Here is a 12,227-nt window from a genome sequence, read left to right as displayed (position 1 = left end):
GCACGCTTTGACCCTAGGCTTTATACAACCACTCCTTTTCCTCCTTGATCAGCATGTCGAGCCAGAAGGGTTCATTGGGACGGGTCCACACGGGGCCCGCGCCGGCGACCGCGGGATTGACGACGAGCAGCTCTTTGCCGGCCCGACTCCACTCGTCCATTTTCTGCTTGAGTCGACTTACGTACTCACTGGCCTTGCACTCGATTTGCGCCCATGGATCGACGATCCAGGCATTTGCCCATTTCGGCTCGCGGAAGTCGACCGTTCTGGCGTTGACCCCGGTTGGTGCCCCGACCACTGTGAACACATGCCCTGACATCGCCCAAACGCTTGCATCGCCGCCGCTTTCCTTGATGATTTCGGCGGCGGCCCTTGCCATTTGATCGCAGTTGCCTGCGCCGGTCTTGAGAACGATGTCGGCATAATTGGGCGCGCCAATCTTGTCGTATTCCCAGATCACGACCTCGCGAGCGATTTTTTGTCGGGTTATGTCCCCTGGGTTGTCGGGCACGCGCTGGTTCGCCGGGCCGATCCCGGTGGCCTGGAACTGTTTATCCACTTCCTTTTTCGCCGCTTGCGCATAAAATCGATTTTTGTTTTGCTCCAGGAACTGATCGAAATCGGCGGGTTTGACCAAGGGTCTGATCTTGACCTCCTGCGCCGCTATCTCTACGGGGCGGCCCTCACCTTTGTTCCAGACGCCCAGCGCGAACTCGCGTTTTTTCTCGTCTGGCAGCTTGTCCATCTTTTCCTGCAGCGCCGCCATGTGCTTGGCCCGGTACTGATATTTTTCGCGCAGGTTGGTAAATATCGTGTTCAGGGGAGGTAGCGCCACCAGATCCTTATCGATCGGCAACTGCGCGGCCCTCAAGGCGTCTTCGACGTGCAGGTTGTGCGTGAGAATGAGTTCGAGCCCCAGCCCATCCTGGCCCAGCGAATCGATTTTACTAAACGTCAGATCCTTGTCCTGGCCCAGTTCAGCCTTGTAGAAAACCCCGGTATCGGCTTCGGCCACCAGGTACTTTTTATGGCCCGGGTTGTTGTGCTTGGGCTCGATCACTATCGCTCGCACATCGCGTTGAACGTTGGCCTGGTCATCGATGGCTTCAAGCCTGATTACACGGGTGTGGGCGTCGAGTACCGGATCCACTTCTTTATTGGGCAAGCCGAAAGAGGGGTCGTCAAGCAATTGACCGTTTACCTGAGTTTTATAGGCGATGGGGGTGCCCGCCGTTTCAAGTCGCAGCGCTTGACCTGCCGGTGGATTATCGGCCCGATAATAGCGCCGGTTGTGACTGAGCAGCGTGGCGCCGTCGCGGTTGGGGTAGGGCTGGAAACGTTTGTGTTCAATGGCTTGGGCGCGCTTGAATTCACGCGTTCCGGTCTGGGCGATGTCTTTGGCAAAACAGAGGTTGGACAGGCCGCGCTTTACTCTAGCCCCACCCTTGGGAGGGCTGCAGACAGCGACCAGATCCTCGCCATTACGTTGCGGGTGAGTCGCGAGGTCGTATAGAAAGCTTGGGTGTTTGCGGTCATGCCGAAAGACTTGGTCGCCAATGAGCACGTCGCTTAAACCGTTGCGGTGCAGTACCAGCGGTCGTTCGCCAAGGGTGGTTTCCAAAACCTTGAAATCGGTTCTGCCAAATGCGCTGTCCTGCAAGGAGCGCGCACTGGCGCGGAAGTTATCCCGGGGCGGGCCATAAGCCGATTGGGTGACGGTATCGAAGGCATGCCACCTGCCTTTGTGCAGCACGGCGGCACCTTCGACGGGTTGACCGGCAACCGTAAAGATGCCCGTTGCAAGCGATTGTTTTGCACTGGCCTGGAGCAAATCATACTGCCCGGCCTGGCCCGTAAGCTTGCGAACTCCGTGTAGTGCGGCGCGCGCGCCTTTGGTGATCAGCTTCCCGACACCTACGGCCAGGTCACCTACGCCTCCCAACGGGTTGATCGTGCCGATGGCTGTGACCCCGAGGATCTTTGCGGTCTGTAGCGCTTTGGTGCCTGCAGTGGCCGTTGCGCTCACCACCTTGCCGAGCTTTCCGGCGACGCCCAGCCCTGCCGTCAGAAAGCCAAACACATCCACCACCAGGTCGTAAACGCCCTGGCCAGTATTGCCCTCGCGGAAATTGACAATCGCGGACCGCAGCGGCACAAGGTTGAGCAGAAAGTCATGTACGGCCTCCCGTGAAGCGCGTTCCTGGTCAATGGTCGTGCTACCGCGCGCAGCGTTCACGACGTTTGCCGAGTCAAGATCCATGGCTTCAACGACGGCGTTGGCGATGTAGTCGGTTCGGGGGCTGGTAAAACTCTGGGGTGTCGACTGGGGCGAGGGGCGTTCGTCACGCAAATGCGACTGCTTGTCTTCATCCGGCTTGAACGTTTCGATAACGTAATCTTTATTGGCCACCGACTTGGTGGAGGGGGTTGCCAAGTGGGGATAATCGTTGCGTTTGCGGATGACGCCGTGGGTCATATCTATTTCATAGAGATCGACTTTAGAGCGGTTGTCGACTGTTCGCTCAAGTTTCAGCGTCAGGGTGTTGCCTTTTTCGATAAGCGTGGTCGAGGGGATAATATCCATCCCTATCTTGTAGGTGTTTTGTCGGAAGAACGTGAGCTTTCCCTGCTCGAAGTTGTTTCGATCGTCCAGTGGCAGTTGTGCAATCAGGTGCTTGACCAGGGTGTGGTGAGCTTTTTTGTGTTCGCCGATGACGCTGTCGAACTTACTCTCAAATGCTGCCTTGGCGGTGAATCCAGCGCCGGTGTTAAAACCCTGGATGGGAATGCGTGGGTCTTTGGTTGTCCAGGTTTCGAGCTTTTCAATGCCGGCCATGACCAGATCCAACATTGAATAGGTTCCGGTATATAAACGGCTCTTCCTTGGGGTCGGCTTGGCCTTCAGGCATTTTTCCTCAAAATAGGGCTGGTCCCCAAAGCGCTCTTTGAGTGCCGCCAGCGCTATTTCCTTGCGACTGGGCAGGGGGCTGTCCAGTGCCCTTGAGGCTTGCAGGCGTTCATCGCGTTGCTGGTTGAACGCTTGCCTGATGGTTTCGATCTGAGCGGGTGCATAGGTATCGTCTGCGTGCTTTTCAACCACCCCATTGACCACTGCCCAATCGACCAGTGCCGCTCTCAACGCATCTGCGTAAGGCGCCTGGGAACGACCTTCCGTTTTCGCCATGACTTGCGCAAAGCTCATGCTTGCTGTGCTGCCGGGCGCATCGCTTTCAAGCTGGGCCACCGCGAGGGTAAAGGTCGCCCACGCGGCGCTGCCATAGACCACGGTCGCAGGAATAGCCTTGACCAGATACTCCGGAGCTACCCGTGCCAGCAACAGATGGGCGCCCAGCTTTGCGCTGTCGGCGGTGGTTTTGCCTTGAGCGATCAAGTGGCGCTCCAGGGCTGCGACGACGGTGGAGGGTGACTGGCCCCAGTGCGCCTGGCCCGCCAGGTCGAAACCGGCGACAGTGTTTCTTGCAGGGTGATCGAGCGACTCCAGGTCCAGGCCAATACCGATGGCTGCCAACACGTAGTCATTGACGCTGGTCTGGGTGGGAATACCGTTGAGTTGCGATTGTAGGGCATTGCCCAATGCCGTCCACCTGGACGTTCGCGCAAGTTGCTGCAGAACAGTGGCGGGGTTTTGCAGGTCAATATCCGACATTGACGGATCACCCAGCAGATAGCCCAGGGCGCCTTGGCGGCTGTCGGCCAGCGGCAGGCCCGGCAGATGCGCACTGTTACACGCGACGACGTCGGCAATTTCGCGCTGGCTTTCAACCGTCAAGGGCAGTGGCCAGGACAATGCCCCACTGAAGTTGCCGAGTGCGGGCGCGCCTGCCGTGGCAGCCTCCGTGCGTGGCCCGGAGGCCTCGCGGGTTCGCCGCAGCGAGCGTACCGCCAGCGGGACGTGGGGCTCGACTGCGTGGGTGGTCGGGTGTGGCGGCTGGCTGTCTGGCTGGGTTGGAACCTGGAAATCGAAGGGAGCAGTTCGCTGCGTATTGACGGAGAGCATGATGACCTACCTGGACTGAGGTGACGGAAAAGTCTTCTTCCTTGGTGGCGCGTATCGCACGCCTCCCGTTGAGTGTGGAGACGTGTGTCGTGAGTTCCGTCGCTTTCCAGCGGGAAATATTAGAGCGTGTGAACGCAGTGTTAACCTAATGTCGTGGATCAAGCGCAACGCACGCCTCGATCCGCTAGTCTTGGTCCACCCACACACGGAGCTGCCCATGTTCGAATCCGCCGAAATCGGTCACGCCATCGACAAAGACACCTACGACGCCGAAGTGCCGGCCCTGCGTGAAGCGCTTCTGGAAGCGCAGTACGAGCTGCAGCAGCAGAAGCGCTTCCCGGTGATCATCCTGATCAATGGCATCGAAGGCGCCGGCAAGGGCGAGACGGTCAAGCTGCTCAATGAATGGATGGACCCGCGTCTGATCGAGGTGCGCACCTTCGACCAGCAGACCGATGAAGAACTGGCGCGGCCACCGGCCTGGCGCTACTGGCGCCAACTGCCCGCCAAGGGGCGCATGGGGATTTTCTTCGGCAACTGGTACAGCCAGATGCTGCAAGGCCGGGTGCACGGGCAGATCAAGGATGCGCGCCTTGACCAGGCCATTGCCGGCGCCGAGCGCCTGGAAAAGATGCTCTGCGATGAAGGCGCGCTGATCTTCAAGTTCTGGTTCCACCTGTCCAAGAAGCAGATGAAGGCGCGGCTCAAGGCGCTGGCCGACGACCCGTTGCACAGCTGGCGCATCAGCCCGCTGGACTGGCAGCAATCCGCTACCTACGACAAGTTCGTGCATTTCGGCGAGCGCGTGTTGCGCCGTACCAGCCGCGACTATGCGCCGTGGCATGTGATCGAGGGCGTCGATGCGCATTACCGCGGGCTGACCGTGGGCAAGATCCTGCTGGAGGGCCTGCAGAGCGCCTTGAAGCAGCCCAAGCTCAAGGCCAGCGGCATGAACCCGGCGCCCTTGCCCTCGGCGGTGGACCAGATGAGCCTGCTCGACAGCCTCGACATGACGCTGCGCTTGGACAAGGACGATTACGAAGAACAGCTGATTACCGAACAGGCCCGTTTCTCCGGCCTGATGCGCGACAAGCGTATGCGCAAGCACGCGTTGGTCACGGTGTTTGAAGGCAACGATGCGGCGGGTAAAGGCGGGGCGATCCGGCGCGTCGCCGCCGCGCTGGACCCGCGCCAGTACCATATCGTGCCGATTGCCGCGCCCACCGAAGACGAGCGTGCCCAGCCCTACCTGTGGCGGTTCTGGCAGAAAATCCCGGCGCGGGGCAAATTCACCGTATTTGATCGTTCATGGTACGGCCGCGTGCTGGTGGAGCGCATTGAAGGGTTTTGCACGACGGCCGATTGGATGCGCGCCTACGGTGAGATCAACGACTTCGAAGAGCAACTGCGCGACGCGGGCGTGATCGTGGTCAAGTTCTGGCTGGCCATCGACAAGCAGACCCAACTGGAACGCTTCCAGGCCCGCGAGGAAATCCCGTTCAAGCGCTTCAAGATCACCGAAGACGACTGGCGCAACCGCGATAAATGGGATGTTTACCGCACGGCGGTCGGCGATATGGTTGACCGCACCAGCACCGAAGTGGCGCCCTGGACCTTGGTGGAAGCCAATGACAAACGCTGGGCGCGGGTCAAGGTGCTGCGCACGATCAACGTTGCGCTGGAGGAGGCATTCGCCAAGTCTGATAAGAAGAAAAAGAAATAATCCCTGCCGATCAGTTGAGCGAACGCAATGCTCAAAGCAAGGAAAATCCAATGTGGGAGCGGGCTTGCTCGCGAAGGCGGAGTGTCAGTCGCCGAAGATATCGACTGATCCACCGCCTTCGCGAGCAAGTCGAATCGTCGCACCGCCGCTCCCACAGGGAATCTGCGAAGCCCGTTACAAGTCAGTTCGCAGCCATGCTTTTGTATAGACGGGGTGAATGATCGTCGCGGTTGGACAGAGCTGGATCTATCCTCGATCCATCTCCCAACTACAACAAGATCGAGGTAGCCCATGCGTGAAGTAGTGATCGTCGACAGCGTGCGAACCGGCCTGGCCAAGTCCTTTCGCGGCAAGTTCAACCAGACCCGCCCGGATGACATGGCGGCCCATTGCGTCAACGCGCTGCTCAGCCGCAACGGCATCGATCCGGCGACGGTGGAAGATTGCATCGTCGGCGCCGCCTCCAACGAAGGTGCCCAGGGCTACAACATCGGGCGCAACGTGGCCGTGTTGTCGCAACTGGGCACGGGTACGGCGGGCATGACCCTCAACCGCTTCTGCTCGTCGGGCTTGCAGGCGATTGCCATTGCGGCCAACCAGATCGCCTCGGGTTGCAGCGACATCATTGTGGCGGGCGGCGTCGAGTCCATCAGCCTGACCATGAAAAGCGTCAACACCGACAACCTGATCAACCCGTTGCTCAAGGAGCAGGTGCCGGGCATTTACTTCCCCATGGGGCAGACGGCCGAAATCGTCGCGCGCCGCTACAACGTCAGCCGGGAAGACCAGGACCTCTATGCACTGCAAAGCCAGCAGCGAACGGCCCAGGCGCAGGCTGACGGCCTGTTCAGCGATGAAATCGTGCCGATGGCGGTCAAGTACAGGGTCGAGGACAAGAACACCGGCGAAGTGCAGGTGCTCGACGGGGTAGTCGACCGTGATGATTGCAACCGTCCGGACACCACATTGGCCAGCCTCGCCGGACTCAAGCCGGTGTTCGCCGAAGATGGCTCGGTGACAGCGGGTAACTCGTCGCAATTGTCCGACGGTGCTTCGATGACCCTGGTGATGAGCCTGGAAAAAGCCTTGGAACTGGGGCTCAAGCCCAAGGCGTTCTTCCGTGGGTTTACCGTGGCCGGCTGCGAACCGGACGAGATGGGCATCGGCCCGGTGTTCTCGGTGCCCAAGCTGCTCAAGGCCAAGGGTTTGCAGGTGGCGGACATTGACCTGTGGGAACTCAACGAGGCGTTCGCATCCCAGTGCCTGTATGCGCGCAATCGCCTGGAGATTGATAACGCCAGGTACAACGTCAATGGGGGCTCGATCTCCATCGGCCATCCGTTCGGCATGACTGGCTCGCGGCAGGTGGGGCACCTGGTGCGTGAGTTGCAGCGGCGTAACCTGCGTTATGGCGTCGTCACCATGTGCGTGGGCGGTGGGATGGGCGCAACCGGGTTGTTTGAAGCCGTGCGCTAGCATTGGTTGGCAGTTGCAGCGCGCTATTACGGGGAGCTTTGCTCCCCTTTTTGCATTTGCCGTTCGGGGATGCCACTGGCTCGCGGGCCACATAGTTAGTTGCTAAGTTCCTGTAAGTTTTGTTGTTTTAAAGGGTATGTAGCCTTATTCTTACGGACGTCTCCGGCGCTAAATAATTCGCATCTAGTGCTCATGTAGTCCTCTTCCTTCACCTGTTTTTAAAGTTTTGGCAAATAGCCATAAATTTCATGCAGGCCTCGATACGCAAAGGCTACGCCATTGAGTGACATATCTGGCTTACTTCTTAAAGTGTTAAGTGGATACTTTGTCCGGCGTTGAGCGTGGCCCTGAAATGCAATACAAAAAGTTGTAATGCGCTTCAGGAAGTCCCCCTCGATGTATAGGTAAAACCGCTCTTTTAATCAGCCCTGCGCCTGTCGGTGGAAAGGCTCCTTAATGACACTTGTTAAGTGGGAATGTGTAGATGAAAACCAAAATGAAAACTGTGCTGTTGTCTGTCGGTCTGCTGGCGGGTTCGATGTCAATGGCACATGCGGCGGATGGAACGGTGACATTCATAGGGTCGGTCCACTCAGGTGCCTGCTCTATCAAGCCTGACTCCGTTGACCAAACCGTTCGCCTGGGTGCGATTGCAAAACACCAGCTGCAAGCGGGTGGCAAATCGGAGGCTCGACGTGTGCTGATCGAGCTGGAAGGTTGCGACCTGGCCGGCCTCACTGACAATACCGTCACCACGACTTTCACTGGCGCGCCGTCCACGGTGGTGCCCGGTGCTATCGGTACGGTCGGCGGTGCAGGCAATTTGGGCATCATGATGACCCATGGCGGTGCCCTCGTTCAGTTGGGCGTTCCTACCACTCCGCAAATCATCGGCGCGGGCGATAACACGCTGGAATTTGGTGCCTACGTACAAGGCGCCGCCACTGGGGACATCGTTCCCGGCGACTTCAGCGCGGTCACCAATTTCACCTTGGCGTATCAGTAAAGGTTGCCCCCGCCACCCGGTGTGGCGGGGGAGGCTGATGGGAGATCCAGGTGAAAACACTCATACGTCTGGCTATCGCTTCTTCATTGACGACATTCATCAGTCCTTGTGTGGTCGCCCAGGCGTCTGCGCAAGGCGATGGGGTCGTGTTGCTGGGAGGTGAAGTGGTTGATTCCGCCTGCGGGCTGGAACTGTCCAGTATCGATCAAACCATCGAGATGCCGCCCGAACCGGTTGGTCGGCTCTTGCGCAACACGCGGGGAGAAGATCATCCCTTCCAGTTACGTCTGGTCAATTGCTCATTGAGCCGCCCGGACCCGTTGCGCCCAGGCGCAAGCCTGCCTGATTGGGAACATATGCGCGTGACGTTCGAAGGGCCCACCGATAGGGCAGGGCTCTCCTTCGCTGTGTTTGGCGACTCGCAGGGGGTTGCCCTGCACATCGTCGACGCCGCCGGCCAGGAAAGTCTGCCGGGGCAACGCATGGCCCCGGTCCCGCTGAGGGAAGGTGACATGACACTCAACTACCGGTTTTTCCTGGTCGGCAACGGCTTGCCATTGGTGGTCGGGGCTCACAGTGCCGCGGTGCGATTCAAGTTGGAATACTTTTGAACAATGATGGACAGCCTTGCATGTTGAATACGTCGAAGATCAAAAATTCGCTCCGCCCCGGGCTGTTTGGCGGGTTGATGTCGCTGGCAGGCACTGCATTGGGCGCTGGGGATATCGAGTTCAATACCGACGTTCTCGATCTGAGTGATCGTACTAATATTGACCTGTCTCAATTCGCGCGCAGCGGATTCATTTTGCCCGGCACTTACCCGATGGCTGTGCACCTGAACGCCCAGCCCATTGCTGAGCAATCGGTGGCGTTCTATCCCCCGGATAACGATCCCAAAGGCAGCCAAGCGTGTCTGTCGCGCAATCTTGTTGAGCAACTGGGTCTGAAAGTCTCCGAAGTCGGCAGACTTACATGGTGGAAGGACGGGGAGTGCCTGGATATCCAAGGCTTGCCCGGCATGGAGGTCAGTGGTGATTTGGCCACCTCCACCCTGAGCATCAACGTGCCCCAGGCCTACCTGGAGTACAACGCTATCAATTGGGACCCGCCTTCCCGATGGGATGAGGGGGTGCCGGGGTTGCTGGTGGACTACAGCCTGACCGCGCAGTCCAGTTATCAGAGAAACCAGGGCCAGCGCAAAAACCTCAGTGGCAACGGAACCGTGGGAGCCAATGCCGGTGCCTGGCGTTTCAGGGCGGATTGGCAGGGGCGCGTAGAGAGCGATCGGCAAGAGGCGGCCGGCCCGCAAAAGCTGGAGTGGAGTCGCTATTACGCGTATCGCGCTATTCCGGCGTTGAAGGCGCGCCTGGTCGTGGGTGAAAGCTACCTGTATTCGGACCTGTTCGACAGCTTCCGCTTTACCGGTGCCGCGCTCAACTCGGATCAAAGCCAGTTGCCGCCCAACTTGCGTGGTTATGCGCCGGAAGTGGTCGGGGTGGCCAAAACCAACGCCAAAGTCATCATCAGCCAGCAGGGCCGTGTGCTCTACGAAACCCTGGTTGCTGCGGGTCCATTTCGCATTCAGGACCTCAATGATGCGGTGACCGGCAAGCTGGATGTGCGGGTGGAAGAGCAGGACGGTTCGGTCCATACCTTCCAACTCAATACGGCCGGCGTGCCTTACCTGACGCGCCCAGGCCAAGTCCGTTACAAGCTGGCGAGCGGGCGACCGTCCAACCTTCAGAATGGCTCCGATGGCGCCTTCTTCGGTACCGGAGAGTTTTCCTGGGGCGTGAGCAATGGCTGGTCGTTGTTCGGTGGCGGTATCACCGATAACAACTATCGGGCGTTATCCGTGGGCGCCGGGCGGGACTTGCTGGCGTTCGGCGCCGTCTCGCTGGATGTAACACAGTCTCGTGCCAACATATGGAATGAAACCCTCTCGGGTAAATCCTACCGTCTTCAATATTCGAAGAACTTCGAAGAGTACGACAGCCAAGTGACCTTCGCCGGTTACCGGTTTTCCGAAAAGAACTTCCTGAGCATGAGTGAATATCTGGATGCCAGGCATTACGGATTGAACGGCGAACTCGGCGGACGTGGGGATTATCGCGACCACAACGAAGGGTGGAAGCCTATCGGTGGCAGCAAGGCGCTGTATACGGTGACGGTCAACAAGCAGTTTCGTGACCTGGGGGCCACCGTCTACGCCAGTTACAACAAGCAAACCTACTGGGACCGGCCTGACACGCATCGCTGGAACTTGTCGCTGTCGCGCTACTTCAACATGGGCACCGTCAAGAACATGAGCCTTTCCCTGAACATGCACCGCACCCAGGAATATAACTACAAGGATAACGGCATGTCATTGACGGTCAGCCTGCCGTTGGGGCGTACCGGCACACTCGCGCTGGATGCCAATCGACTCGCCGGCAAAAACAGCTTTGCATCGCGCTACAGCGATCGCTTCGATGAGCGTAACAGCTACCAGCTCAGTGCGAGCGACACGTCCGCCAGCGGTTACCTGAACCATATGGGCAACCACGCCGACATCGACGTGAGCGCCAGCAGGCAGCAGGGCGGCTCCAGCAGCCTCGGTGTCTCTGCCCGCGGCGGCGCCACGCTCACGGCCTATGGTGCGGCGCTCCATCGAACCACCAGCACGGGCGGCACCCGCCTGATGGTCGATACCGCCGGAGTGCCCGATGTGCCGGTGCGCGGTTATGGCGCGCCGACCCGCAGCAATGTGTTTGGCAAGGCCGTGATTTCGGATATCAGCAGCTATCAGCGTACTGCCGCCAGTGTCGATCTGGAGCGTTTGCCGAGCAACGTCGAAGCCACTCAGTCAGTCACGCAATTGACGCTCACCGAAGGAGCGATCGGTTATCGCTCGCTGGATGTGATTGCCGGTGAAAAGGCCATGGCGGTACTGCGGCTGGCGGATGGCAACCCACCACCCTTTGGCGCGACGGTGCAAAACCTCAAGCAACAGGGCACCGGCATTGTGAATGACGGCGGCCAGGTCTACCTGAGCGGCATCCAGGCCGGCGAGCAGATGACCGTCAGTTGGGGCGGCGACGCGCGATGCCTGCTCACGCTGCCTGCCACGTTGCCTGCCGATGGTTTGACCGACGCCCTGCAGTTGCGCTGCGAGGCGGTCGCCGCTGACTCATCCCTGCCGGAGCCCGCCGGGCTGTCCGGCACGCCTACAGATATGGAGAACACAGCATCATGATGCCCAGCACACGTCTCATATTCCCGACCTTCGCGCTGTGGGTCCTGGCCTTGAGCCAGAGCGCCAACGCGGCGGTGGCTCTGGACCGTACCCGCGTGATTTTCGACGGTGGCAAAGAAGCCACCAGCGTGAGCATTACCAACAACAATACCCAGTTGCCCTATCTGGCCCAGGGCTGGATCGAAGATGAAACCGGTCAAAAAATCACCACGCCATTGATTGTGCTCCCACCGGTTCAACGCTTGGAGCCGGGTAAACAAAGCCAGGTGAAAGTCCAGGCGTTGCCGGCGGCCAAGCTGCTGCCGCAGGACCGGGAGACGGTCTACTACTTCAACTTGAGAGAGATTCCGCCGCGCAGCGACAAGGCCAACACCCTGCAGATCGCGCTGCAAACCCGCATCAAACTGTTCTACCGCCCGCAAGCCATCGAGCCGAGTCAGCAGGACCTGTCCAACCCATGGCAGGAAAAACTGACCCTGACCCGTGAAGGCGATCAATACCGGGTCCATAACCCCACGCCGTATTACGTGACGCTGGTGGATGCGCGTAACAGCAAGGAAGGCAAAACCGTGCCGGGTTTCGTGCCATTGATGGTTCCCCCCAAAGGCACCTTGGCCTTGGGGCCTACCGCCAAGGCGCTGGGTACGACCCCCTATCTGGCCTATGTGAACGATTACGGCGGCCGCCCGCTCCTCGCCTTCACCTGCACGGGCCATACCTGCAAAGTGAACCCGCAGGCCGTGCCGGCGAAGGAGTAATGGTGCTGAAG

7 protein-coding genes are annotated in these 12,227 nt (G+C 59.3%); 6 read left to right on the top strand and 1 reads right to left on the bottom strand.

Going from position 1 to position 12,227, the window contains the following annotated elements; all coding sequences use genetic code 11:
• Positions 1-13: 13 nt before the first annotated feature.
• A complete protein-coding gene (locus tag H0Z09_RS18665) occupies positions 14-4,018 on the bottom strand; it encodes a hypothetical protein (RefSeq protein WP_186692272.1) in 4,005 nt (1,334 codons plus the stop codon).
• Between the two features lie 217 nt (positions 4,019-4,235).
• On the opposite strand from H0Z09_RS18665, the gene pap reads away from it, so the two are divergent.
• The 6 genes from pap to H0Z09_RS18635 all read left to right on the top strand — a co-directional run bounded on the left by pap (position 4,236) and on the right by H0Z09_RS18635 (position 12,216).
• Positions 4,236-5,741, top strand: a complete 1,506-nt coding sequence (pap, locus tag H0Z09_RS18660) for a polyphosphate:AMP phosphotransferase (protein WP_186692270.1) — start codon at positions 4,236-4,238, stop codon at positions 5,739-5,741.
• A gap of 291 nt (positions 5,742-6,032) precedes the next feature.
• On the top strand, positions 6,033-7,217 hold the full coding sequence (locus H0Z09_RS18655; RefSeq protein WP_186692268.1) for a thiolase family protein: 1,185 nt from the start codon (positions 6,033-6,035) through the stop codon (positions 7,215-7,217).
• A gap of 484 nt (positions 7,218-7,701) precedes the next feature.
• Positions 7,702-8,223, top strand: a complete 522-nt coding sequence (locus tag H0Z09_RS18650; protein WP_186692266.1) for a fimbrial protein — start codon at positions 7,702-7,704, stop codon at positions 8,221-8,223.
• A gap of 50 nt (positions 8,224-8,273) precedes the next feature.
• Positions 8,274-8,834, top strand: coding sequence for a type 1 fimbrial protein (locus H0Z09_RS18645; protein WP_186692264.1), 561 nt, complete (start codon positions 8,274-8,276; stop codon positions 8,832-8,834).
• A gap of 20 nt (positions 8,835-8,854) precedes the next feature.
• A complete protein-coding gene (locus tag H0Z09_RS18640; protein ID WP_186692262.1) occupies positions 8,855-11,458 on the top strand; it encodes an outer membrane usher protein in 2,604 nt (867 codons plus the stop codon).
• Positions 11,455-12,216, top strand: a complete 762-nt coding sequence (locus H0Z09_RS18635; protein WP_186692260.1) for a fimbria/pilus periplasmic chaperone — start codon at positions 11,455-11,457, stop codon at positions 12,214-12,216. Before H0Z09_RS18640 ends, H0Z09_RS18635 begins: the two co-directional genes overlap by 4 nt.
• Positions 12,217-12,227: the final 11 nt, after the last annotated feature.

It is taken from the genome of Pseudomonas sp. SWRI18 (assembly GCF_014268345.1).
In the GTDB taxonomy this organism is placed as follows: Bacteria; Pseudomonadota; Gammaproteobacteria; order Pseudomonadales; family Pseudomonadaceae; genus Aquipseudomonas; species Aquipseudomonas cedrina.
This window is presented reverse-complemented; position numbering and strand designations above follow the sequence as displayed.

Coding starts and splice junctions, on each gene's coding strand:
- H0Z09_RS18650 (WP_186692266.1), top strand. CDS start 7,702: ATGAAAACCAAAATGAAAACTGTGCTGTTGTCTGTCGGTCTGCTGGCG.
- H0Z09_RS18655 (WP_186692268.1), top strand. CDS start 6,033: ATGCGTGAAGTAGTGATCGTCGACAGCGTGCGAACCGGCCTGGCCAAG.
- H0Z09_RS18635 (WP_186692260.1), top strand. CDS start 11,455: ATGATGCCCAGCACACGTCTCATATTCCCGACCTTCGCGCTGTGGGTC.
- H0Z09_RS18640 (WP_186692262.1), top strand. CDS start 8,855: ATGTTGAATACGTCGAAGATCAAAAATTCGCTCCGCCCCGGGCTGTTT.
- H0Z09_RS18665 (WP_186692272.1), bottom strand. CDS start 4,018: ATGCTCTCCGTCAATACGCAGCGAACTGCTCCCTTCGATTTCCAGGTT.
- pap (WP_186692270.1), top strand. CDS start 4,236: ATGTTCGAATCCGCCGAAATCGGTCACGCCATCGACAAAGACACCTAC.